This window comes from Serratia sp. PL7, from assembly GCF_945957435.1.
In genome coordinates, this window is record NZ_CAMFLB010000002.1 from 603967 (window position 1) to 626878 (window position 22912).

Sequence of the window (22912 nt, forward strand, 5' to 3'; positions counted from 1 at the left end):
CTGAATCTTGATTGTCATTCCATAACGCTGATGGTTACGTGGGGCTGTTGCTCGGGTTCCCCGAGGAAGCTGGTCCAGCCCAGCAGGTTGTTTTGTTCTGTCCCCAGGATCATGCCGCCCACCTGCTGCTCTGCCAGACCCAGGCGTAAATCCCACGAAAACTGGTCGCGCATAATGAAAGCCACAAACATCTCTAACGGCTCGTAATTCTCCCCGTTAGGTAAAAATGACAAGAACTGTTCACGCGTCAGTTGGTTGAGGCACAACTGATATTTGCCACTGCGATCCGCTACCTGCGATCCCAGTGAGAAATTGACGCCCAGCACCGATTTCCCCTGGTATTTCTGGCCGCTGACCTTCACCCTGCCGCCCAGGCGATTCTGCTGCTCCGGGGCAATTTTGACCTTGCGCAGTTGCCAACTTTGCAGCGTCACATCTGCCAGGTTGAAACAGTGCGCCACCAGGCTGCAAATCACTTCCGGGGCACGCCCAGGGCTGGCCAGCAAACCGGCATAGGCCAGCATTTTGCCGTGGTGGATGCGCAGTTTTTTGCGGATCGCCTCGTTACTTAATCCCACTAGCGCAAACATGCGCTGCGAGACATCATCGTTACCACCCTCGTCAAAGCAGATGTAGTAGCGGTATTTGCGCCAAATCTGATGCAGCAGCGTTAACAGCCGGTGGTTGAACACGTTGAGAAAATCCGTCAGGCGGTTTTCATTCTGGGCATCTTCCCAGGCCAACGAATCCAGGTAGTAACCGGGTAACGGCGACTGGCTGCCATGCAACCCAAGGAAAGAGACTTCCAGCTCAAACTGGCCGCGAGCGGAAGTCTCCAACGCGATCACGTCACGGGTTGGAAAAGCCAGGCTGGCGGTCGATTTAAAGCGGATAGCCTCATCGGCTGGCCTGGCTGAACCCGGGGATTTTTGCCACGCTACCGCCATTTGGTTGAGCAGCTCGACCAATTGGTAAAAGTTATAACGTGACACATCCAGCACTGGCTCCGGCGGTACGCCTTCACCCGCGCTTACATCAATGCATGTTGACCCGTCTGTACCGGCCATTGGTAACATTCCTGATTATCAAGATTGATGACTTTCAAAAGGTGGAACGAGTTGACGCTGGCATACAGGGAGAAGAAGCGTGCCAACACCGTACCAAACAGGTAGAGCTCACCTTCAGAACCAAAAGCGCTTTGCTCCAGCCAGAGGGTGGTTTGCAGACCTCTGACCGGTAAACCACGGAACAACCTGTCGATCGGCTGGGTTTCGATACGCGAAATCGCGTCCAGTTTTTTTTGCGACGACCGAGCGGATTGCCGGTTGTGTACGCTGGGAAAATCATAGGTCTGCAGGATCTGTTTTAACGAATCCTTGTCCAGTAATGACATGTAGTTCAATGACATATTGGACAATAGAGACCATTGCAGGCTGCCATCCAACACCGGATACAGCGGTACCGAAGGCCGGGTAATATTACGGAAGGTGGCAAATGACGGGCCTGCTTGCGTCCGTTGGCAAATATCACCCACGCGTAGCGCCAGCGGTAATTCGCGGTTGGTACAGGTCATGCTGACCGACACGTTTTCTTGAGACAGCGCCACCTGCGTCTCATCACTGCGCACAAAGGAGATGTAATGCTCAAAGCCCTTACGGAACAGCGAGTTTCTCACCCGCAGGCGGTAATAGAGCATGTTGCGTTCCTGCGCAGGCTCCACCTGATGATGGAAACTTTCGAACGCCGGATAGCTTCTGGCCTGCCCCCGCCCGCTGCCCTTGGGATCTTTGCTTAACCAGCTCTCCACGCGATCGACCGAGAAAATCTCGTAGCGCTCAGGATGATGGTAGCTGGCACACAGCGGATATTCGGTTTGTGTGCCATCCAGGGCTATCGCCTCGCTGTCGCGTTTGAACAGGTTCACCGCCGGGGTACAGTTCAGGCGCAGGGTAGTTGGCCGTATCTTGACCTCAGGCGGCAATGGCTGGGAGAAATGCAGATTGAGGGTGAATTCGCTGGCTTTCAGATGCGCGGGGAAATCCACCACGCCGGCCACGTCAAAGAACAGGAAGCCTTCCGGGAAACAGAAATACTCCTGCAGGATACGGTAGCCGACATAGGCGTTTTTCGGATATGGCAATAGCGCATCTTCACGCTCAAAGCCCACCGGGTTGAAATCGAAGTCCGGCATCGGGATGGTGATGCCGTTGACCACCAGGTCGGCCCGTTCGAAATAGTGACTGATCCAGAAATAGAGCTGGGTGCTGGTGTAACCGTCCTCACCCAGATAGAAACGCAGTTTATCGAGCCGCATTTCTTGCACGTTCAACTCTGCCTTGGCGCCAAAGTGAATGCTCAATATTCCCTGTTCGTTGCTGTTGTTGACGGCGATATCCTGGATGCCCATCGGAAACAGCCAGACATCCCGACAGAGGGTGAAGCTGCACTGGGGCCCGTGTGTTTCGCTGTCGTTTTGCAACGCACCACGTTCCGCCCTTTGCGCAATCGGGACGCTCTCGATCTGGCTACCACGCTCGATCAACGTCGCTTCAGTGAGTGCACTGCTGTTCGGCGTGTATTCGACGATGGTCATGCTGGGCACTGGCCGCAAATAGTTCGGCCACAGCATATTCAGCAGGCCGTGTGTCAACTCCGGGAACTGGTCGTCGATCTTTTCGCGCAGATTGCCGGTCAGAAAGGCGAAGCCTTCCAACAGCCGCTCAACGTCTGGATCGGAACCCTGTTCGGATAAAAAGGCAGCAAGGTGCGGCCGTTCGATTGCGGCATCACGCCCTAGCTGCCGGAGATAATCCAGCTCATCCCTGAAGTACTTTTCGAACGACATTATGCTTCCTGGTTTAGGCAGTAACGGCGGTTGCTGTCCAATTGAATATTGAACTCAACCACATCGCCGATATTGTCGAAATCAACGTGAGCACTGATATGGAAACTCAATAACAGTGGGTCCCCCTGATCCACCAGGGATTGAACGGTAACCTCGGAAATTCTTGGCTCGTAGCGCTCAATACACTCCTTGATGGCCTGCTCAATACTCTTACGGAAATCAGACGTGGTTGCCGTGGCATCATTGAGATCAATAACCCCCAGGCCTGCAGCACTTTGGCAGGCTCCGGGGCGCGAATTGAGGACTTCGTTCAAATGCTGCTTGATTGAGATTAATAGCTCTTGAACACGGCTATGTGAGGAAGGGCCAAAGCCCTTCCCCTGGATACGCTCAAACAAGCTGGCAGAACTTCCTCGCTCCCAATTAAGAAGCGCAGCCATTGCCTGTTATTCCTTATCCAAACGACCAACCAGCGAGAGCTCGAAACTGGCTCCCATGTATTTGAAGTGTGGACGCACCTGCATCGCCACCTGGTACCAGCCCGGATCCCCTTCGACATCCAGCACCTGGATCTGAGCAGAGCGCAGAGGACGGCGGCTGCGGACATCGGTCGGTGGGTTTTCCTGATCGGCAATGTATTGCTTGAGCCAGATGTTCAGCTCACGCTCCAGATCCTGACGCTCTTTCCACGAACCAATCTGCTCACGCTGTAGCACTTTGATGTAGTGAGCCAGACGGTTGATGATGAACATGTACGGCAGTTGGGTACCCAACTTGTAGTTGGTTTCCGCCATTCGCCCTTCATGGGTATTCGGGAATACCTTCGGCTTTTGGACCGAGTTGGCCGAGAAGAAGGCCGCGTTGTCGGTTCCTTTGCGCATGGTCAGGGTAATAAAGCCCTCTTCCGCCAGCTCAAATTCACGACGATCGGTGATCAGCACTTCGGTCGGGATCTTCGCCTGTACCTGGCCCATCGCCTCATAGAGGTGAACCGGCAGGTTGTGCACCGCACCACCGCTTTGTGGCCCAATGATGTTCGGACACCAGCGATACTTGGCAAAGCTGTCTGTCAGGCAGGCTGCCAGCAGGAATGCGGTGTTGCCCCACAGGAAGTGTTCGTGATCCTTGCTGACGTCTTCGTAGTAGTTGAAATTCTTGATCGGGTTTTCAACGGTGGAATACGGCAAACGCAGCAGGAAACGTGGCGTGGTCAGGCCCAGATAGCGGGAGTCTTCCGACTCGCGCAGCGCACGCCATTTGGTGTGTGCTGGCCCTTCGAACACCGACTTCATGTCTTTGATGGCTGGCAGCTCGGTAAAGCTGTTGATACCAAAGAAGTCCGGCGCAACGCTGGAAAGGAACGGCGCATGTGCCATGGCCCCAACGGCGCTGACGTATTGCAGCAGCTTCATATCCGGGGTGCTGTTGCTGAACGCATAGTTACCGATGATGGCTGCGGTAGGTTCGCCGCCAAACTGGCCATAACCGGATGAATACACGTGCTTGTAGAAACCAGACTGGATAATTTCCGGCGAGAACTCAAAATCTTCCAGCAGCTCTTCTTTCGTCGCGTGCATGATGTTGATTTTGATGTTTTCACGGAAATCGGTGCGATCCACCAACAGCTTCAGTGAACGCCAGGAGGATTCGATTTCGCGGAATTCTTTGGCATGCAGAATTTCGTCCATCTGGGCACTGAGCTTTTTATCCAGCTCAATGATCATTCTGTCGACCAACAGCTTGTTGATCGGTTCTTCGTTGGTGCCGGTGTCCAGAATGCTGCTGATAAATGCAGCCACGCCCTGTTTGGCGACGTCATAGCCATCATTGCCCGGCATCATGCGGGTCTGAGACATGATTTCGTCTAGCAGGAAAGTGGTACTGGTAGGTTCGGCAGCTAAAACCGCATTTTCTTCATGTAAAGACATACGTAAAATTCCCTCTTTCCGTCTCAATTATTTCTGATTAAGAATGTCCAGTTCCTTTAGCAACTGCTCACGCATTTCTTCATTGCCTAGGAGATCTTGCAGACGAGAACGGAAGGCAGGAATGTTGCCCAGAGGCCCTTTCAGGGCGACCAGCGCTTCCCGCAGTTCCAGAATTTTTTTCAGTTCAGGGACGTTTTTCGCCACGTTATCCGGTGAGAAATCGTCGAGGGAATTGATCGCCAATGTTACCGGCATCTCTTCTTTCCCTTCGCCTTCCAGGTGATTGGGTACAGTGAACGAAAGGTTGATATTGGCTTCGTTCATCACCGCGTTAAAGTTGTTCTTGCTGACGGAAACGACCTGACGTTCTTCAATCGGAGTATCTTCACGAACCCCCTTGAGATCGCCAACAACCATCAGGTTCAGTGGCAGTTCGATTTCAGTGGTTTGATCGCCCGTGTTAGGAACATACTTAATGTTGATCCTTTCCTTGGGGGCAACACTGCTTTGATTATTCTTACTCATCACTCGTCCTTTTAGTCACAATAAGGGAATACCAGCTAATGTTTGTTGAATGAGCACCGGAAAATGACATTCAGATATCATCCATGCTAATAGAGTCATCGCCATCTATTCAGATAGTAAATCTATCACCGTAAACCTAAATACCTTCCTCCTATGCCGTGCCGAAGTCTGCGAATAATCCAGTTTTACGCGCAAAGTTGGGAATCCTCCTATATTTCACGAGACTCTGAGAATTATCCCAAATAATGACAAAACCCCGAACACGGGATTGCTGCCCACGGCAAAAACTGGACATTTCCTGCATTAGCATAGCTTCACTGAATGTATCGTCCCCGATCTGACCGGTAAAAGTCCATAAATTTTTCTTTACTAAGCTTCCTAATAATTTATCTCCTGGCGAGAGCAACTTTCGGCTTATGATCATAAAAAATAATTTTATAAAATTTAATTAATGCAATAAAAACATATAGTTATGAAATAATATAATTTTAATAATTATGTTTAACCCACAAACCATAACCTACATCAATATCTAATCCAGCATAAAACACCAATAATACAAATATTATAATCATTTATACCATTAAGGATACCAATAAACCTTGCAAATTTGTGAGTGGCTTGGCACTAGGGAAAGACCCGATTATAGTGATGGCCGAAGTGAGAAGTGGGGCAAGTCACATTCGAGGTCGATTATTATCGGCGAGGGGTGTGACTAGCATTGAGTTATTACTAAGCTTATCTAACAAGGATCTTTAAGATGCCAACTCCAGCTTATATCTCTATCACAGGGAAAACCCAGGGTAATATTACCGCCAGCGCATTTACCGCTGAATCTGTCGGTAACATCTTTGTTCAAGGCCACGAAGACCAAATGCTGGTTCAGGAATTTGAACATATTGTTACCGTACCAACCGATCCGCAGTCTGGCCAGCCGTCAGGGCAGCGTGCACATAAGCCATTCCGCTTCACCGTGGCTTATAACAAAGCTGTTCCATTGCTGTATAACGCATTGGCCTCTGGCGAAATGCTGCCAACGGTTGAATTGAAATGGTACCGCACCTCGATCGAAGGTAAACAAGAGCACTTCTTTACCACCAAACTGGAAGATGCCACCATCATCGATATCGACTGCAAAATGCCACACTGCCAGGATCCAACCAAGGCTGAGTTCACTCAGTTGGTTCGCGTTTCACTGGCATACCGTAAAATCACTTGGGAACACACCACCGCCGGGACTTCGGGTTCTGACGACTGGCGTGCCCCAATCGAAGCCTAAGGCCAGCCTTAGCTTCGCCCAAGCAGCCAATCGAGAGATTGGCTGTTTTTATTTCCGCCTACCACCAAGCTCAATGGCCAGCGGCTAGCCGCCAATCAGCTTGCCTCTGACAATGACTTTACCCGGTTTAATATCGTGATCGACGGCCCGACGGATAGCCAAACCCAACGCCTGCCAGGCGATTTCATGCAGATCGTGGGAAATACAGGGGAAATTAAACCCGTAAATCGCCGCATTGGAAACTTCATCAATACCAAACAGCGAGACATCTTTCATCAGCGCCAAACGATGATCGACACAGGATTTGATGATGCCTAGCGAGATCTGGTTATTACAGCCGACAAAATAGTCTGGCGGCGGCTGGCGATCGAGATACTCGTTAGTCACGCGCAGGGCGGCATCCATATAGAAATCCGCATGAATAATCTCCAGGCTCGCCACCTTGCCTTGCAGCGCAGCAATCAGCCCGGTAACCCGCTCTTTGGCCACGTTGGAATCCTCTGGCCCGGAAACCACCACCACCTTTTGGCTGTTCTGCTCCAGCAGATAACGCCCCGCCTGTAAACCGCAGTCCAGATTGTCGATATACACACCGCTGCAAAACGCCCCATCCAGTTCCCGATCGACCAGCACCACCGGGATGCCGAGTCTTTCCAGGTTTTTCAGGTAGCCGGGCGTGTAGTTTCGGTCCGATGAAATCACCGATAAAATGATGGCGTCCACGTTGTAGCCAATCAGTTTATCGATAATGCGGTTTTCATTTTCCTGCGACTCATAAGAGTCAAACACCAGCGTATCGTAGCCCGCTTTCTGCGCCTCCAGCGTCATCAGCCGGGTGAGTGCGCCAAAAAACGGGTTGGCCATATCAGGGTTGACGATGCCGATCGTTTTGCTTGCTTTAGCCCGCAGATTGCGTGCGGCCGTGTTCATCACATACCCCAGACTCTCCGCCGTCTTGAGGATGCGATCGAGCGTATCGGGGTGGACTTTATCCGGCTGGGAGAAGGCGCGGGATACGGTAATTTTGCTGACATTTGCAAGCGCTGCGACGCTCTCTAGCGTCGCTTTCAGTGGTCGATCGGCCGCCAAGTGTGACTCCTGGTTGGAACATATCATTTTGTATCATGACAAGGTGATCAAGGATTATCACCTCTTATGTAAATACTCTCATCACCGCAGCATCAACCGACGCGCCGGACGTTGGGATCGGTAAAAACATCCAGATCATCACGGCTTTGCGACGAGAACTCAGAAACCACCGCGCCAAGCTTGCCTGCCTGGAACCAGTGTCTGGTATTAGGCTTGATTGTATATTGTTCTCCCGCGCGCAACAAAATATAACGCTGGCAGGTATACCACTGTTCGAACCCGGCTGGAGGTTGGCAGGCTGGGGTCCCCCGCTCGGTGTTCAAGGTCAGGGCATCATCATCCACAAACAGATAGACCTCCCCCCAGCGGCAGCGGAACGTTTCCTGTTTGCCCGGCGTATCATCAAACGGCGGATGGAGATGCTCCGGACAGGTCTGGTGTGGAAACAACACCAGCTCCTTGGCGCAGTAGCGCGGGGTGTTAATGTAAGTGAGTAGCTGTAACCCCGAGCGCGGGTAATCGGCCAGGCCGAAATCCGTCAGCTCGATCTCCTGTTTTTCCACGTCGGTCAACCGTATGCCACAGCCTGCAAGCAAGGTTTGGGTTCTTTCTAACGCATCGATAGGTCGCTGCATGATGTCCTCGTTAACGTTAATGATATCGATACCATCATAATTAACATCACATGCCAATAAATGTGATCTTAACGACTATTTCACCTCATTAAACCAACAAATTTTAACACAAAAGCAAAAAACACAACCAACATCACACATTTTTAGCCCGCTCGCGCTTACTATCCTGATCATTGAAATGATATCGATACCATAAAAATGATACGAAAGGATGATAACCATGCAAGCATTAGTGCTAGAAAAACCCGGTAAAATCAGCATCCAGGATTGTCAGTTTGATGAAGTCCTTGGCGAAAACGATGTACAGGTCAAGATCCATTCCGTCGGTATTTGCGGCAGCGATGTGCATTACTATCAGCATGGCCGCATTGGACCGTTCGTGGTTAACGCCCCGATGGTGCTAGGCCATGAAGCTGCCGGCGTCGTCATGGCGGTTGGCAAAAACGTTCGCCACCTGCAGGTTGGCGATCGGGTTTGCATGGAGCCTGGCATTCCCGATCTGCAATCACAGCAATCCCGTGCAGGGATCTACAACCTGGATCCAGCCGTTCGCTTCTGGGCCACGCCGCCGATCCACGGCTGCCTGAGAGAGAGCGTCATCCACCCTGCCGCCTTCACCTTTAAACTGCCGGATAACGTCAGCTTTGCCGAGGGTGCCATGGTTGAACCCTTGGCTATCGGGATGCACGCCGCCACCAAGGCCGCGATCAAGCCGGGTGATATCGCGCTGGTGATTGGCGCTGGCCCCATCGGCGTGGTGACCGCCCTGGCGGCGTTGGCCGGTGGCTGCTCAGATGTGATTATCTGCGATCTGTTTGAAGAGAAACTGCAGGTGGCCGCCAATTATGAGGGGCTGCACGCGGTCAATATCAAAACCGGCAACCTGGCGCAAAAGGTCGCCGAGTTGACCAGCGGCAACGGCGTTGACATCGTGTTCGAATGCAGCGGGGCCAAACCGGCCATCGGCGGCGTCAGCGAGCATATTGCTCCCGGTGGCACCGCAGTGCTGGTCGGCATGCCGATCGATGCAGCCCCCATGGACATCGTGGCCGCCCAGGCCAAAGAGGTCACCTTCAAGACCATTTTCCGTTACGCCAATATGTATCCACGCACCCTGCGCCTGCTCAGCTCCGGCAAGTTGCGGGTCCAGCCGCTGATCTCGCAAAGCTTCAAGTTCAAAGACAGCGTGGCCGCCTTTGAACGCGCGGCGGCGGGTCATCCAACCGACATCAAAATCATGTTGGAAATGGAGTAACCCATGGCGCTCTATGCAGGCATCGACTGTGGTACACAAGGCACCAAGGTGGTGATTGTCGATGGCACATCCGGCACCATCGTGGGCCAAGGCAGCGCGCCGCATGAGATGATCAGCGACTCTTCCGGCCGCCGGGAACAGTTGACCGAGTGGTGGATTGAGGCATTGTTGCTGGCGTTTCGTCAGGCGATCGACAGCGCCAGCATTGACCCAGCGGCCATTGTCGCCCTGTCGGTTTCCGGGCAGCAGCACGGTTTCGTTGCTTTGGATGAACAAGGCGACGTGCTACACGCGGTGAAACTATGGTGCGACACCTCCACCCAGCGGGAAAACGACGTTCTGCTGGCGGGTCTGGGTGGCATCAAAGGTTCCTTGCAGAAGCTGGGGCTGATGGTGGCGGCGGGCTATACCGCGTCCAAGATCCTGTGGTTCAAGCAACAACATCCACAGCTGTGGGCACGGTTGAAAACGGTACTGTTACCGCATGACTATCTTAACTTCTGGCTGACCGGAGAGCGGGTCGCGGAATTTGGCGATGCCTCCGGCAGCGGGCTGTTTAACATTCGTCAGCGCTGCTGGGATCGCGATGCCGTAGCGCTGATCGACGATAGCGGCCTGCTGTGGAACGCCCTGCCTCGCCTGATCAACGCCGAGGAAAGCGTTGGCTACTTGCGCCCGGAAGTCGCAGCCCTGCTGGGTCTGCAGCCCAATGTCCGGGTGGCCAGCGGCGGCGGCGACAACATGATGGCGGCAATCGGCACCGGTAACATTCGCCCCGGTATCGTGACGATGAGTCTCGGCACCTCCGGGACGCTGTTTGCCTATGCCGATCGGCCGGTGGTCAGCCATTCTGAAGCGATTGCCGGTTTCTGCTCCAGCAGCAACGGCTGGCTGCCGCTGATTTGCACCATGAACGTCACCTCTGCCAGCACCTCGGTACAGCGCCTGTTACAGCAGGACGTGGCCGGATTCAATCAGGCCCTTGCCGCCACCGAGCCTGGAGCGGCGGGCGTGATGATGCTGCCATTCTTCAACGGCGAGCGCGTTCCACCACTGCCCGCAGCCAAGGCCAGCCTGCATAACCTGGACAGTGACAACTTTACCGGAGCCAACCTGTGCCGGGCCGTAGTAGAAAGCGCTACCTATGGCCTGCGTTACGGCCTCGACCTGTTCCAGCAGCAAGGTATTTCCACCAGCGAAATTCGCCTCACCGGCGGTGGCGCTCGCAGCGCCTGCTGGCGGCAGATCGTTGCCGACGTGATGAACTGCCCGGTGGTGTGTCTGGCAGAAAAGGAAACCGCTGCGTTGGGTGCCGCCATTCAAGCTATGTGGTGTGACAACCTTGTGGCCCAACCCGACCTGTTGGCCTCAGAAGAGTTAACCAGGCTATGCCAGCGTTTTGTCCGGCTGGATGAAGAGACCCGCGTGATGCCGGATCCGCAGCGCCAGCGGCAATATGCCGATCTGTATGCCGGTTACCTGAACCTACTGCAAAAAGAGTATCCCGAGGTGAAGCTATGACACGCGATCCCCAGACCCAAGCCCCGGCCTACTTGCTGGAAGTCACCGGCGTGAGGAAGTCGTTTGGCTCCGTCGTCGCACTGAAAAACGCCGAATTCTGCCTGCGCAAAGGGTCGATCCACGCGCTGTGCGGCGGCAACGGTGCCGGGAAATCCACCTTCCTCAGCATCCTGATGGGCTTTATCCAGCCCGACAGCGGCGATATTTTCGTCAATGGCCAACGCTGTGAGTTTACTCATCCAAAAGAGGCGCTGGCGGCAGGCATCGCCATCGTGCAACAAGAGCTGAGCGCCATCCCCGATTTGACGGTGGCCGAAAACATCTGGCTGGGGCGCGAACCCCGCCGCCTGGGGTTTGTGGATTTCAAAACCATGAACCAGCAGACCGCTGCGCTGTTGCAGGACCTGCATTTTGCCCTGTCGCCGACGGAAAAAATGCGCAACCTCAGCGTGGCGGAGCAGCAGTTGGTGGAGATCGCCAAGGCCCTCTCCCACTCCGATGCCGACATCATCATCATGGATGAACCCACGTCGGCCATCGGCGAGGAGGACGTGCAGAAAATCTTCCAGGCGATCACCCGTTTGGCCGCCAAGGGCAAAGGCATCATTTATGTCTCGCACCGTCTGTCCGAGATCTTCCAGATTGCCGACAGCTACACCATTTTTCGCGACGGTAGCTATATCCATGAAGGGTTGTTGCAAGATATCACCCGCGAGCAACTGATCGAGCACATCATTGGCGGCGAGTTCGAAAGCGAGTTTGCCAAGTTCAATCAGCCCGGCGATGAAGTGATGATGGAGGTGCAGCACCTGTGCTGGGGCAACAAGATCCGCGACATCAGCCTGACGTTAAAACGCGGCGAGATCCTGGGGATTTACGGGCTGGTAGGGTCCGGGCGCAGTGAGTTCCTCGATCTGATCTTTGGCATTCAGCACGCGGACAGCGGCACCATCCAGATCGGCGATCGTCAGCTCGCCAAACATTCACCACAAGAATCAATCAACAGCGGCCTGGCCTACGTGACGGAAGACCGCAAGGATACCGGCCTGGTGCTGTGCCGCTCGGTTAAAGAAAATATCAACGTAGCTTCGCTGGGTGCCATCAGCCAACTGGGCATGATTAACCCAGGCCAGGAACAGCAGCGTGCCAACGATATGATCCAGCGCTTCAACATCAAAACCCCCGATGCCGACCACATCGTCGGCAACCTGAGCGGCGGCAACCAGCAGAAGGTGGTATTGGGGCGTTGGGCCTTGCTCGATCCGCAAATCATGCTGCTCGATGAGCCGACGCGCGGCATTGACGTGGGGGCCAAAAAAGAGATCTACCGCTTTATGTCCGAATTCGCGCTAAAGGATAAAGCGATCATCATGGTGTCTTCCGAGCTGTCAGAAATTATCGGTATGAGCGACCGCATTCTGGTGTTTCGTAACGGCATGCTCGCCGGTGAATTATCGACTAAAAACGCCACGCAGGCGGAACTAATGAAACTGGCCGTATAGCCAGGCAATCAACTCATTATTTTAAAGAGAACTTACTATGAATGGCACCCACTCATTAACGCCCGGGTTAGCTTTTTTTACGCAAAATAAACGACATCTGCACAAATACGGCATTATTATCGCCTTCTTCGTGTTGTGTCTGATCGTCACGGTGATTGGCGAAGTTCAGGTGGCGCAAGGTGCCTGGAGCAGCAATTACTTCTTAAGCGACGAGAACATGCTGATCGTTCTGCGCCAGATCTCGATTAACGGCATTCTGGCCATCGGCATGACCTTTGTGATTATTACCGCCGGGGTCGATCTTTCCGTGGGCTCGGTATTGGCGCTGAGCGGCATCGTTGCCGCCCGCTTTGCCACCACCAACAGCGGGCTGTCTATCGGCGATACCGCGCACGCCGTGATGGTGCCGCTGATTGTCGCCCTGGGCATCGGTATCGTCTGCGGGCTGATCAACGGCACCATTCTGGCCCGCTACCGCTTGCAGCCCTTCATCGTCACCATGGGGATGCTTTCCGCCGCCCGTGGCCTGGCACTGCTGACGACCGACGGTAACCCGGTTTCCCAACTCAACAACGATTTCCGCTGGTTAGGCAATGGCTATGTGCTGGGCATCCCGGTGCCGGTGATTATTTTCACCGCCCTGTTTGTGCTCGCCTGGATCCTGCTCAATAAGACCATCTTCGGCCGCCATGTGTATGCCGTGGGGGGCAACCAGAAGAGCGCCCGCACCTCCGGCATCAGCGTGATCCAAATCAAGGTATTGGTCTACACCCTGTGTGCTGCCCTGGCGGGGATCGCCGGTTTGATCCTGACGGCCCGTACCGGCTCCGCACAAACCAACGCCGGTAGCGCCTACGAGCTGGACGCCATTGCCGCCGTGGTCATTGGCGGCACCAGCATGGCCGGCGGCGTCGGCACCTTGGTTGGCACCCTGTTCGGCGTATTGATTATCGGCGTGATGAATAACGGCCTCGATTTGCTCGGTGTGCAGTCCTATTACCAGCAGATCATCAAGGGCGCATTGATTGTTGTCGCCGTGTTGCTCGACCCGTCACGCAAACAACAGCGTGACTAACTTACCTCATAACAACAAAACCCTATAACCAGGAGTCACCATGAACAAGATGACCAAAATTGCGTTGCTCACCTCCGGCCTGCTGCTGGGGACCTCAACGTTGGCCCAGGCCGCCCCGGTGAAAATCGCCGTGCTGATGTACGGCATGAAGGCCGAGTTTGTCCAACTGATGGAAAAGGCGGCGAAAGAGCATCCTGAGGTTAAAAACGGCAACGTGCAGCTCACCGTTTACGATGGCCGCTACGACCCGATGGTGCAGAACAATCAGGCAGAAACCGCCATTCAGACCAAAACTGATGCCATCATCATTAACCCGATGGATTACGAGGCCAACATCGATGTGGTGACCATGGCCAACAAGGCCAAGATCCCGGTGGTAGTCACCAACGCCCGTTTGAATACCGACCAGATGACCTCTGAAGTGGTCTCTGACGACGTGCTCGGCGGGTATCTGGAAGCCAAAGCGGTGCTGCAAAAAATGAACTGCCAGGGCAACGTGGTGATTATCGAAGGGCCAAAAGGCGGCAGCGGCGAGATCCAGCGCGGACAAGGCAACGACAAGGCTATTGCCGAATGTGGTCCAGGCAAAATCAAGGTGCTGGAGCGCAAGACGGCCAACTGGTCACGTGCCGAGGCACTGCCGCTGATGGAAAACTGGTTGCAGAAACACCGTGGCCAGATTAACGGCGTCATCGCGCAAAACGACGAAATGGCCTTGGGAGCGATTGAAGCCATCAAGGGTGCCAATCTGAACGTGAAAGATTTTGCGATTGCCGGGGTCGACGGCGTCTCCGATGCCATTCGTGCCGTGCAGGCCGGTGAGATGGTGTCGATTCTGCAAGATGCCCATGCCCAGATGCAGGGTTCTATCGATGTAGCGCTGCGCGCGGTAAAAGGCGACAGCTATCAGCCACAGTCGGATATCTGGAAGCAGTATGCAGACCAGATGCAGTGGGATAACGGCACGGCTAAACGCTACTCGGTGCCATGGACCGTGGTGACCACCGAAAACGCCGCCCAACTGCTGGATGCGCGTAAGTAAGTATCCCTAAACCTTTGAACTAGTCTATTAATCTCCCCCTCACCCCAACCCTCTCCCACAGGGAGAGGGAGCTGCATAGAGTGCGAAGTTAGCCCGTACAGCGTCGGAAACTTGGGAGTAATAAAAAGACCAAAGACTGGGCATTACACCGAAAAATCAACGAACTCGATCCCTATAGGGAGAGGGAGCTGCGTGGAGTGCGAAGTTAGACCATACAGCTTCGGAAAGTTGGGAGTAATAAAAAGACCAAAGTCCGGGCATTACACAGAAAAAATCAACGAACTCGATCCCCACAGGGAGAGGGAGCTGCATAGAGTGCGAAGTTAGCCCGTACAGCTTCGGAAACTTGGGAGTAATAAAAAGACCAAAGTCCGGGCATTACACTGAAAAAATCAACGAACTCGATCCCCACAGGGAGAGGGAGCTGCGTGGAGTGCGAAGTTAGACCATACAGCGTCGGAAAGTTGGGAGTAATAAAAAGACCAAAGACAGGACGTTACGCCGCTCAATTCACCGAAATCCCCCACTTTTTCATCCGCGATAGCAGCGTTGTCCGTTTTAGCCCAAGGCGCTGTGCGGCCCCACGTGGCCCGGCGACTACGCCGTTGGTTTCTCTCAGCACACGTAGCACCCGTTGGCGCTCATCCTCCTCCGGCGATACCGTTTCCTTGGCTGGCGCGGAGAGCACCACTGCGGGTTGCGAATACGGCAATTCAGGTAGCGGTAGCTCGAGCACCGAGCCACGCGTCAGCAATACCGCCCGCTCAATCACGTTCTCCAGTTCACGCACGTTGCCCGGCCATGGCATCTGGCTTAATAACCGCAGCGTTTGCGCCGGGATACTGTCGATGGTGCGTTTCATGCGGCGAGCGATTTTATGGGTCAGGAACTTCACCAACTGGGGGATATCCTCAGGCCGTTCGCGCAGCGGTGGAATGACGATAGGAAACACGTTCAAGCGATAGAACAGATCGCTGCGAAACTCACGATCGGCCACCATCTGTTGCAAATCCCGGTTGGTGGCGGCGATCAGGCGGATATCAACAGAGATCGGTTTGTTACCACCGACTCGCTCAAACTCCCGCTCCTGTAACACCCGCAGCAGCTTGGGTTGCAGCTCAATGGGGATCTCCCCCACTTCATCGAGGAACAGTGTCCCCTTCTCCGCCAGCTCAAATCGGCCCATGCGTTGCGTGGAAGCCCCGGTAAACGAGCCTTTTTCATGGCCAAACAGGTCGCTTTCCAACAAACCCGCAGGCATTACCGCACAGTTCATTTTCACCATGCGCTGGTCACGCCGTTCGCTCAGGTTATGGATCGCTCGCGCAATCAGCTCCTTGCCGGTGCCCGTTTCCCCGAGGATCAGTACCGAACAGTCGCTTTTAGCCACGATTTCGACCTGTTTGAGTACCGCAGACATCCCCGCGCTACGCCCGACAATCTCGCTCAGATCGGGATGATTGACGTTGATCTGCTCGGTCAGATACAGGTTCTCATGTACCAGGCTCTCTTTGAGCCGGTTGATCTCCTGACAGGCCAGCGCGTTATCCACCGCGATGGCAATACGCTCGGCAATCTGTTGCAGCACCCGCAAGTTGGCCGCATTGAAGCCATCCGCCTGACATTGTGCCAACTTCAGCACGCCCAGCTTCTTTTGGCCGAATATCAGTGGCAATACGCACAATGCCTCGATCCGGCCTTGTGAAAGTTCAAACAGCCGACGTTCATAGCCAGAAAGCTGCTCGGCATTTTTCAGGTTCAGCAGCAGCATTTCGCCGCTGCGCATCACCCGTTCAGTTAAGGTGCCTGCCAACGCCACGTTGTACTGCTGGCGTTCGGCGGCGTTATTGTTCAGATAGTGGGTGGAGTAGATGGTGAGCTGCTCGGCGTGATTACTGCGTAACACGATGCTGATGGCGTCACTGTTGAAAAAGTGGTGAATTTTCTCCGAGATCTCCCCCATTACGTCATCCAGATCCAGCTTTGACAGCACCGCATTGGTGACATCCACCAAGATGCGATAGTCATCCAGCTCATGACGCAGTTGGTGCTGTAGCCCTTGCGCGTTTTCCAGCAAAACAATCTGCTGCGTGGCCAATGCCACCAGCTCCATCAGCGTTTGCAACTGCACCAGGCTGGCATCGCTGAACGGCTCGTTTCCGCTACGCAGTAATTCACAGCCACCGAGCGGCCGACCGCCCGCATGTAGCGGCATCAAACAGTATTGGTTGAAGGGCGGATGCAACTTCAGGGCGCGGATTTGCGGATAGCGATCGTGCAGCTCATCGGCCTGCCAGCGTTGGGGTAACGAGCTGTGTTGGAAGCGGCTCACCGGGCCATTCGCCAGCAGCGTTTCGTCCTGATAGTTTACCGGCTGCTGGGCGTGATCCAGCCCGTGAAAACTCACCCGTTCGCTATGAGGATCAAATAGCACCAACGCGACGCTGTCGGCCAGTTGCAGGCGCCGCAACACCTGGCGCAATTGCAGTAACAGATCGATGAAATTATGCTGCCCGAGCAGCATGCGGGTAATTTCGAGCAGGTCTTGTTGTTCTAAGCGTACAGTCGACATGGTTTATCACTTGTCTGAGTCACGAAGATTATTGCCAGCGAACATCCTCACAAAGAGTAAGGTTTGTTAATGGTAATTTCTCCCGACCGGATCAACAAAACACCGCAACAGGAATATCATTTGCCGGGGATAGCACAATTTATCGCCGTTCCTGGTCACCTTCGCCTGCCAGGAACAGCGCGACGTCCTGCTCCACTTCTCCCATAGCTTGCAGCGCTGACAAGGTTTCCTGTGCTTCGTGCTCATCCAGGCGGCTCATGGCAAAGCCTACATGGATCAGCACCCAGCTACCGATTAGCGCTTCTGGCGCTTCATCGTCCTGACACACCAGGGCAATATTCACTTCTCGTTGCACACCGCAGACGTCGACCCAGGCGTGCTGGGGTTGGTTTTCGTCCAGCGCCACAACCTTACCGGGAATGCCTATACACATGCTTTTTCCTCTTGGTTATTCAATTTCCAGGCGCTTGAGTTGCAAGCCGTCATCCGCCTGCACCCGCAGGTTGCGGCCGCCGCATTGCGGGCAGATCAACACCTGGGGAACCAGCAGTTGCATCTCCGCCCGGCAGTCGTGACACCAGCACTGGGCCTGTTGTTCGAGCAGATGTAACTCACAGCCTTCGGCCAAGGTGCCGCGACAAACCATGTCGAAGCAGAACCGTAGGGACTCCGCCTCCACGCAGGAAAATGCGCCAATCTCAAACCAGACGGCGGTAATACGCCGAGCATGATTTTGCCGGGCGTGTTGCTGCATGATTTCCATCGCATGATGGCACAGGGTTATTTCATGCATCTCTCCTCCGTTGTTCGGCGATGAATGGCCGAAGCTTCAGCTAGTGCAATTACGGTGCCAAGGTGATCCCATGGCCCTCTCCCCAAGGAGAGGGGACCGATCGAGTTGGGCTGAAAGTACAGTGATCCTTCATAAACACCGGCTGACTCACCTTTGCTAAAGGGGGCGATCGAGGTTGCTGATATGACAGCCCTTCTCCCAACAGAGTAGGGGCTATCAGCTCCCTCTCCCTGTGGGAGAGGGGACCGATCGAGTTGGGCTGAAAGTATAGTGATCCTTCATAAACACCGGCTGACTCACCTTTGCTAAAGGGAGCGATCGAGGTTGCTGATATGACAGCCCTTCTCCCAACAGAGTAGGGGCTATCAGCTCCCTCTCCCTGTGGGAGAGGGCTGGGGTGAGGGCCAAACCGTCATTTTTGCTATCGATTTCGTCAAAAATGACGAAGTGACGACGCCAATCCGGGCTGAATGTGACGAATATCCCCTCCCGCGTCGTCGTTTATGCCAATCAGCCGTTCATATGCGGCCAATAAAAACCCAACCATTTGTTTTATATATATTTATTACGTTTGGCACGTTTTATGTATAGCTAACGGCAGCACAGACTCAAAGGCTCGCCGCCTGGGGTTTAACGATGGAAGGTAACCAGGAGTGACTGATGAACAGGTTTATCATGGCCGATCCGCAAAAATGCATCGGCTGCCGCACTTGTGAGATCGCCTGCGTAGTGGCACATAGCCAAAACCAGGATGTCTCGGCGCTGGATGCCGCCAACTTCACGCCTCGCCTGCATCTGCTGAAAGGCGGCAATATCAGCACCGTGGTGCTGTGTCGTCAGTGTGATGATGCCCCCTGCGCCAGCGTTTGCCCCAACGGGGCCATCAGCCAGAGCGACGGCATGGTCAAGGTCACGCAGGAACGCTGCATCGGCTGTAAAGCCTGCGTCATGGCTTGCCCATATGGGGTGATGGAAGTGATCACCCGCCCGGTAGCCCACCATGGCAATGCCTTGATGTTCCCCGCCGCCGAGAAAGCAGAAGCGCATAAGTGCGATCTCTGCTCCGGGCGAGCCAACGGCCCGGCCTGTATGGAGTTTTGCCCCACCGATGCGCTGCACTGCGTAGACCAACAACTGCTGCAAAAAATGAATGCGGAAAAACGCCGCCGCGCCGCACTCACCCCACTGTCGTTGGCAATGTGAGCGTGAATCGCTTTCTGTTGGAGGAACGGCCATGAACCGCTTTGTTATTGCGGATCCTCAGCACTGTATCGGCTGCAACACCTGCATGGCCGCCTGCACCGAGGTGCATAAGGCCGAAGGGCTACAGTCGCATCCCAGACTGACGGTGACGCGCGTCGGAGAGCAAACGGCACCGATGCTTTGCCGTCAATGTGAAGACGCCCCTTGCGCGCGCGTTTGCCCGGTCAATGCCATCACGCACGGCGAGCACGCCATCGAGCTGAACGAGACCCTGTGCATTGGCTGCAAGCTGTGTGGCCTGGCCTGCCCGTTCGGTGCAATCACGCCTGCGGGCAGTGGGCCGGTCAATATCCCGTCGATGTTTGAACAGTATGTCCCGGCAGAACTGTTGCCCGACGTGCCAACCAGTCCCGCAAGCCAATCGCCCTATCTGTCCTGGAATGCCGGGGTTAAAACGGTGGCGGTGAAGTGCGATCTCTGCGCGTTCCTCGCCGATGGGCCTGAATGCGTACGCATCTGCCCAACCAATGCCTTGCATATCGTCGATGAACAGCAGTTTGAGCAGGAAGCGCAGGCCCGGCGTTTGGCGCGAGCCGGCCAGGTCGCGATCGGCTGGCCATCCTCTCCTTCTCTCGTCAGGGGGCAGAAATAAACATGGACTCTCTCACTCTACTGCTTTGGGCTTTGGTGATTTATGTCGCCGGTGGCGTGCTGTCGCTACTGCTGTTTCGCCGGGAGCGCCTTGCCATTTTGCTGGCGGGGATCAGCGCGATGCTCGGTGGCCTGTTAGGACTATGCAGCGCCGTTCCCGTCCTGTTAAGCGGGCATACCCTCTCCTTCTCCACCCCTGGCCTGTTCTCGTTTGCCGCTTTTGTGGTGCGCATGGACTCGCTGGCGGCTTTCATGCTGGTGGTGATTTCGCTGCTGGTCACCGTTTGCGCGTTGTATTCCATCGCCTATGTGCAGGAATATCGCGGTAAAGGCGCCGCGAGCATGGGGTTCTTTATGAACCTGTTTATCGCCTCGATGGTCGGGCTGGTGGTGATGGATAACGCCTTCTACTTCATCATTCTGTTCGAAATGATGTCGCTGGCCTCCTGGTTCCTGGTAATCGCCGATCAGGATGACGAATCCATCAGCGCCGGTTTGCTGTACTTCTTTATCGCCCATGCCGGATCGGTGCTGATCATGATCGCCTTCTTCCTGATGTGGCGGCAGAGCGGCAGCCTGGACTTTGACTCCTTCCGTTCGCTGTCGCTTTCCCCTTGGATGGCATCGGTCGTTTTCCTGCTGGCTTTCTTTGGCTTTGGGGCCAAGGCGGGGATGCTGCCGCTGCACAGCTGGCTACCGCGTGCCCACCCGGCAGCCCCTTCTCATGCTTCTGCGCTGATGTCTGGCGTGATGGTGAAGATCGGCATCTTCGGCATCATCAAGGTCGGGATCGATCTGCTGGGTGCCACCGAAATGTGGTGGGGCATCGTGGTGCTGGCCTTCGGTGCGGTGTCTGCGGTGTTGGGTGTGCTGTATGCATTGGCCGAGCACGATATCAAACGCCTGCTGGCCTGGCACACGGTAGAGAACATCGGCATCATTTTAATGGGCGTTGGCGTGGCGATGGTCGGCATGGCTAGCGGACATCCGATAATGGCTGCGCTGGGCCTGCTCGGCGCGCTGTATCACCTGCTCAACCATGCGGTGTTTAAAGGCTTGCTGTTCCTGGGGGCCGGTGCCGTGATTTGGCGCGTGCATACCCGCGATATGGAACAGATGGGGGGTCTGGCGAAGCTGATGCCGCTGACCGGGCTGGCGTTCCTGATCGGCTGTATGTCGATCTCCGCCCTGCCGCCGCTGAACGGGTTTATCAGCGAGTGGTACACCTACCAATCGCTATTCTCCATGAGCCACGACGGCAACGTTGTGATGCGCCTCAGCGGCCCGATTGCCATGGTGATGCTGGCGATCACCGGGGCGCTGGCGGCGATGTGCTTCGTCAAGGTCTACGGCGTCAGCTTCTGCGGCGGGCCGCGCAGTGAAAAAGCGGCGCAGGCTCGCGAAGTGCCATGGCAGATGACAGTCTCCATGCTGTTGCTGGCCCTGCTGTGCGTACTGCTCGGCGTAGGGGCCAGCGTGGTTGCACCCATTCTGGCGCAGGTTGCCATGACGCTGGTTGGCACTCATGACCTCACCGTCGTGCAAGGTTCAATGCTGGTGCCGCAACTGGCCAGCCAGGCCATGCTGTCACCGGCGTTGACCTTTATCCTGCTGCTCGCTCTGCCGCTGATCCCATTGGCGGTGTATCTGCTGCTGAAAAGCAATCAGTCCAGCTTCCGCCGCCGTGGCGACCCGTGGGCCTGTGGCTATAACTGGGAGCAGGCGATGGCGGTGTCCGCAGGGGGCTTTACCCAACCACTGCGCGCCATGTTTGCTTCGCTGTACCATCTGCGCAAGCAGCTCGATCCAACGCCTGCATTGTCGCGGGCACTGGAACAGACCACCGCAGGGGCAACCCGTGCCGAACCGTTCTGGGATGACTGGATCATCAATCCGCTGGTCAAGGCCTCTCAACGTCTGGGTGTGCGGTTGCAGGGCATGCAGAGCGGCGACTTCCGCTTCTATTGCCTGTATGTGGTGATCGCCTTGGTGATCCTGCTGTTGCTTGTCGCGGTTTAAGGGGAAATAGCATGTCGATGCAGGAAACACCGTCGTTAATGATGGGACTCTTCGCGCTGATGCAGGCGCTGATAATGCTGGCGCTCGCGCCGCTGTTCACCGGGATCTCCCGCCAAATCCGCGCCCGGATGCACTCGCGCCGTGGCCCCGGCATTTGGCAGGACTACCGCGATATGGGCAAGCTGTTCAAACGCCAGGAGGTGGCTCCGGCACAATCGGGTGCCATCTTCCGCGTGATGCCTTATGTGTTGCTGAGCAGCATGTTGCTGGTGGCGATGACGCTGCCCATTTTCACGCGGACGTCGCCGTTTGCCGGTGCGGGGGACTTGATCACCCTGCTCTATCTGTTCGCACTGTTCCGCTTCTTCTTCTCGCTGTCTGGTCTGGATACCGGTAGCCCGTTTGCCGGGATCGGGGCCAGCCGCGAACTGACGCTGGGCGTATTGGTGGAACCTACGCTGATCCTGGCGTTGCTGGTGGTGGCCCTGATTGCCGGGTCCACCAATATTGGCACCATCAGCGCCACCCTGACCGAAGGTTGGAGTTCCCCGACGGCTACCCTGCTGGCCATGCTGGCCTGCGGTTTCGCCGCGTTTATTGAAATGGGCAAAATCCCCTTCGATGTAGCGGAGGCGGAACAGGAACTTCAGGAAGGGCCGCTGACCGAATACTCCGGCTCTGGCCTGGCGTTGGTGAAATGGGGGATCGGTCTCAAGCAGGTGGTGGTGGCCGAGCTGTTCCTGGCGGTGTTTATTCCCTTTGGCAAGGCGGCGGAACTGACGGTGCCCGCGCTGGCGTTGGCGGCAGTCATCATGCTGGCCAAGCTGCTGGCGGTGTTTGTCATCGCCTCCATTTTTGAAAATACCTTGGCGCGTGGGCGGTTCTTGTTGACGCATCACGTTACCTGGCTCGGTTTTGGCGTAGCGGCGCTGGCCTTTGTCTTTTACCTAACCGGTCTGTAGCCGCCAGGAAACCCAT

The 22912-nt window shown here is 55.2% G+C and carries 20 protein-coding genes; 10 read left to right on the plus strand and 10 right to left on the minus strand.

The annotated features are described in order from the left end of the window. Positions 1-14 precede the first annotated feature (14 nt). From tssG to tssB, 5 genes are read right to left on the minus strand one after another with little or no spacing between them, the layout of a single operon-like run. On the minus strand, positions 15-1067 hold the full coding sequence (gene tssG, locus N6G83_RS17335; RefSeq protein WP_024529704.1) for a type VI secretion system baseplate subunit TssG: 1053 nt from the start codon (positions 1065-1067) through the stop codon (positions 15-17). Further along, complete coding sequence (gene tssF / locus N6G83_RS17340) at positions 1031-2845, minus strand: type VI secretion system baseplate subunit TssF (protein WP_024529703.1); 1815 nt, start codon at positions 2843-2845, stop codon at positions 1031-1033. Before tssF ends, tssG begins: the two co-directional genes overlap by 37 nt. Next, positions 2845-3285 carry a type VI secretion system baseplate subunit TssE gene (gene tssE, locus N6G83_RS17345; RefSeq protein WP_211135936.1) on the minus strand — a complete coding sequence of 147 codons (441 nt, stop codon included), beginning with the start codon at positions 3283-3285 and terminating at the stop codon, positions 2845-2847. The genes tssF and tssE overlap by 1 nt, the downstream gene beginning before the upstream one ends. Positions 3286-3291: 6 nt before the next feature. Next, on the minus strand, positions 3292-4773 hold the full coding sequence (gene tssC, locus N6G83_RS17350) for a type VI secretion system contractile sheath large subunit (RefSeq protein WP_021804827.1): 1482 nt from the start codon (positions 4771-4773) through the stop codon (positions 3292-3294). 27 nt (positions 4774-4800) lie between these two features. Next, on the minus strand, positions 4801-5298 hold the full coding sequence (tssB, locus tag N6G83_RS17355; RefSeq protein ID WP_024529701.1) for a type VI secretion system contractile sheath small subunit: 498 nt from the start codon (positions 5296-5298) through the stop codon (positions 4801-4803). A gap of 760 nt (positions 5299-6058) precedes the next feature. On the opposite strand from tssB, the gene N6G83_RS17360 reads away from it, so the two are divergent. Beyond that, positions 6059-6577, plus strand: a complete 519-nt coding sequence (locus N6G83_RS17360) for an Hcp family type VI secretion system effector (protein ID WP_021178406.1) — start codon at positions 6059-6061, stop codon at positions 6575-6577. Between the two features lie 84 nt (positions 6578-6661). Here N6G83_RS17360 and N6G83_RS17365 read toward each other — a convergent pair whose 3' ends face one another. Together N6G83_RS17365 and N6G83_RS17370 are read right to left on the minus strand one after the other, a co-directional pair. Then, positions 6662-7666 (minus strand): LacI family DNA-binding transcriptional regulator, encoded by a 1005-nt coding sequence (locus N6G83_RS17365; RefSeq protein WP_074031864.1) that lies wholly within the window; start codon positions 7664-7666, stop codon positions 6662-6664. Positions 7667-7758: 92 nt separating this feature from the next. Further along, entirely contained in the window at positions 7759-8301 is a 543-nt protein-coding gene (locus N6G83_RS17370) for a D-lyxose/D-mannose family sugar isomerase (protein WP_024529700.1), read from the minus strand. Between the two features lie 220 nt (positions 8302-8521). Between N6G83_RS17370 and N6G83_RS17375 the strand changes: the two genes are divergently transcribed. From N6G83_RS17375 to N6G83_RS17395, 5 genes are read left to right on the plus strand one after another with little or no spacing between them, the layout of a single operon-like run. After that, on the plus strand, positions 8522-9556 hold the full coding sequence (locus tag N6G83_RS17375; RefSeq protein ID WP_161712239.1) for an NAD(P)-dependent alcohol dehydrogenase: 1035 nt from the start codon (positions 8522-8524) through the stop codon (positions 9554-9556). Positions 9557-9559: 3 nt separating this feature from the next. Next, the gene (gene xylB, locus N6G83_RS17380) at positions 9560-11077 is read left to right on the plus strand and encodes a xylulokinase (RefSeq protein WP_211136621.1); all 1518 of its coding nucleotides are present in this window, start codon (positions 9560-9562) and stop codon (positions 11075-11077) included. Then, positions 11074-12579 carry a sugar ABC transporter ATP-binding protein gene (locus N6G83_RS17385; RefSeq protein WP_211136620.1) on the plus strand — a complete coding sequence of 502 codons (1506 nt, stop codon included), beginning with the start codon at positions 11074-11076 and terminating at the stop codon, positions 12577-12579. The genes xylB and N6G83_RS17385 overlap by 4 nt, the downstream gene beginning before the upstream one ends. 37 nt (positions 12580-12616) lie before the next feature. Next, entirely contained in the window at positions 12617-13654 is a 1038-nt protein-coding gene (locus N6G83_RS17390; protein WP_024529696.1) for an ABC transporter permease, read from the plus strand. A 49-nt stretch (positions 13655-13703) separates the two neighbouring features. Beyond that, positions 13704-14696 carry a substrate-binding domain-containing protein gene (locus N6G83_RS17395; RefSeq protein ID WP_370505618.1) on the plus strand — a complete coding sequence of 331 codons (993 nt, stop codon included), beginning with the start codon at positions 13704-13706 and terminating at the stop codon, positions 14694-14696. 505 nt (positions 14697-15201) lie between these two features. Here the strand turns inward: N6G83_RS17395 and flhA are convergent. From flhA to hypA, 3 genes are all read right to left on the minus strand, one after another. Further along, positions 15202-17268, minus strand: a complete 2067-nt coding sequence (gene flhA, locus N6G83_RS17400; RefSeq protein WP_211136854.1) for a formate hydrogenlyase transcriptional activator FlhA — start codon at positions 17266-17268, stop codon at positions 15202-15204. Positions 17269-17407: 139 nt separating this feature from the next. After that, positions 17408-17701 (minus strand): hydrogenase maturation factor HybG, encoded by a 294-nt coding sequence (gene hybG, locus N6G83_RS17405; RefSeq protein WP_024529693.1) that lies wholly within the window; start codon positions 17699-17701, stop codon positions 17408-17410. A 15-nt stretch (positions 17702-17716) separates the two neighbouring features. Further along, a complete protein-coding gene (gene hypA / locus N6G83_RS17410) occupies positions 17717-18061 on the minus strand; it encodes a hydrogenase maturation nickel metallochaperone HypA (protein ID WP_024529692.1) in 345 nt (114 codons plus the stop codon). 660 nt (positions 18062-18721) lie between these two features. On the opposite strand from hypA, the gene hydN reads away from it, so the two are divergent. Genes hydN through N6G83_RS17430 form a run of 4 tightly spaced genes read left to right on the plus strand, consistent with a single transcriptional unit; the run spans position 18722 to position 22896 of the window. Next, positions 18722-19264: an electron transport protein HydN gene (gene hydN, locus N6G83_RS17415; RefSeq protein ID WP_161712243.1), complete on the plus strand. Its 543-nt coding sequence runs from the start codon at positions 18722-18724 to the stop codon at positions 19262-19264. Between the two features lie 31 nt (positions 19265-19295). Beyond that, a complete protein-coding gene (locus N6G83_RS17420) occupies positions 19296-19916 on the plus strand; it encodes a 4Fe-4S dicluster domain-containing protein (protein WP_211134827.1) in 621 nt (206 codons plus the stop codon). A gap of 2 nt (positions 19917-19918) precedes the next feature. Further along, on the plus strand, positions 19919-21934 hold the full coding sequence (hyfB, locus tag N6G83_RS17425) for a hydrogenase 4 subunit B (protein ID WP_211134828.1): 2016 nt from the start codon (positions 19919-19921) through the stop codon (positions 21932-21934). 11 nt (positions 21935-21945) lie between these two features. Next, complete coding sequence (locus N6G83_RS17430) at positions 21946-22896, plus strand: respiratory chain complex I subunit 1 family protein (protein ID WP_282440796.1); 951 nt, start codon at positions 21946-21948, stop codon at positions 22894-22896. Positions 22897-22912 lie beyond the last annotated feature (16 nt).

Excerpts from the sequence above, each read along its gene's own strand:
- N6G83_RS17370 (WP_024529700.1), bottom strand. The coding sequence starts at position 8,301 with ATGCAGCGACCTATCGATGCGTTAGAAAGAACCCAAACCTTGCTTGCA.
- N6G83_RS17395 (WP_370505618.1), top strand. The coding sequence starts at position 13,704 with ATGACCAAAATTGCGTTGCTCACCTCCGGCCTGCTGCTGGGGACCTCA.
- tssB (WP_024529701.1), bottom strand. The coding sequence starts at position 5,298 with ATGAGTAAGAATAATCAAAGCAGTGTTGCCCCCAAGGAAAGGATCAAC.
- N6G83_RS17430 (WP_282440796.1), top strand. The coding sequence starts at position 21,946 with ATGTCGATGCAGGAAACACCGTCGTTAATGATGGGACTCTTCGCGCTG.
- N6G83_RS17390 (WP_024529696.1), top strand. The coding sequence starts at position 12,617 with ATGAATGGCACCCACTCATTAACGCCCGGGTTAGCTTTTTTTACGCAA.
- hyfB (WP_211134828.1), top strand. The coding sequence starts at position 19,919 with ATGGACTCTCTCACTCTACTGCTTTGGGCTTTGGTGATTTATGTCGCC.
- tssC (WP_021804827.1), bottom strand. The coding sequence starts at position 4,773 with ATGTCTTTACATGAAGAAAATGCGGTTTTAGCTGCCGAACCTACCAGT.
- flhA (WP_211136854.1), bottom strand. The coding sequence starts at position 17,268 with ATGTCGACTGTACGCTTAGAACAACAAGACCTGCTCGAAATTACCCGC.
- N6G83_RS17375 (WP_161712239.1), top strand. The coding sequence starts at position 8,522 with ATGCAAGCATTAGTGCTAGAAAAACCCGGTAAAATCAGCATCCAGGAT.
- xylB (WP_211136621.1), top strand. The coding sequence starts at position 9,560 with ATGGCGCTCTATGCAGGCATCGACTGTGGTACACAAGGCACCAAGGTG.
- tssE (WP_211135936.1), bottom strand. The coding sequence starts at position 3,285 with ATGGCTGCGCTTCTTAATTGGGAGCGAGGAAGTTCTGCCAGCTTGTTT.
- hybG (WP_024529693.1), bottom strand. The coding sequence starts at position 17,701 with ATGTGTATAGGCATTCCCGGTAAGGTTGTGGCGCTGGACGAAAACCAA.
- hydN (WP_161712243.1), top strand. The coding sequence starts at position 18,722 with ATGAACAGGTTTATCATGGCCGATCCGCAAAAATGCATCGGCTGCCGC.
- N6G83_RS17385 (WP_211136620.1), top strand. The coding sequence starts at position 11,074 with ATGACACGCGATCCCCAGACCCAAGCCCCGGCCTACTTGCTGGAAGTC.
- tssF (WP_024529703.1), bottom strand. The coding sequence starts at position 2,845 with ATGTCGTTCGAAAAGTACTTCAGGGATGAGCTGGATTATCTCCGGCAG.
- tssG (WP_024529704.1), bottom strand. The coding sequence starts at position 1,067 with ATGGCCGGTACAGACGGGTCAACATGCATTGATGTAAGCGCGGGTGAA.
- hypA (WP_024529692.1), bottom strand. The coding sequence starts at position 18,061 with ATGCATGAAATAACCCTGTGCCATCATGCGATGGAAATCATGCAGCAA.
- N6G83_RS17420 (WP_211134827.1), top strand. The coding sequence starts at position 19,296 with ATGAACCGCTTTGTTATTGCGGATCCTCAGCACTGTATCGGCTGCAAC.
- N6G83_RS17360 (WP_021178406.1), top strand. The coding sequence starts at position 6,059 with ATGCCAACTCCAGCTTATATCTCTATCACAGGGAAAACCCAGGGTAAT.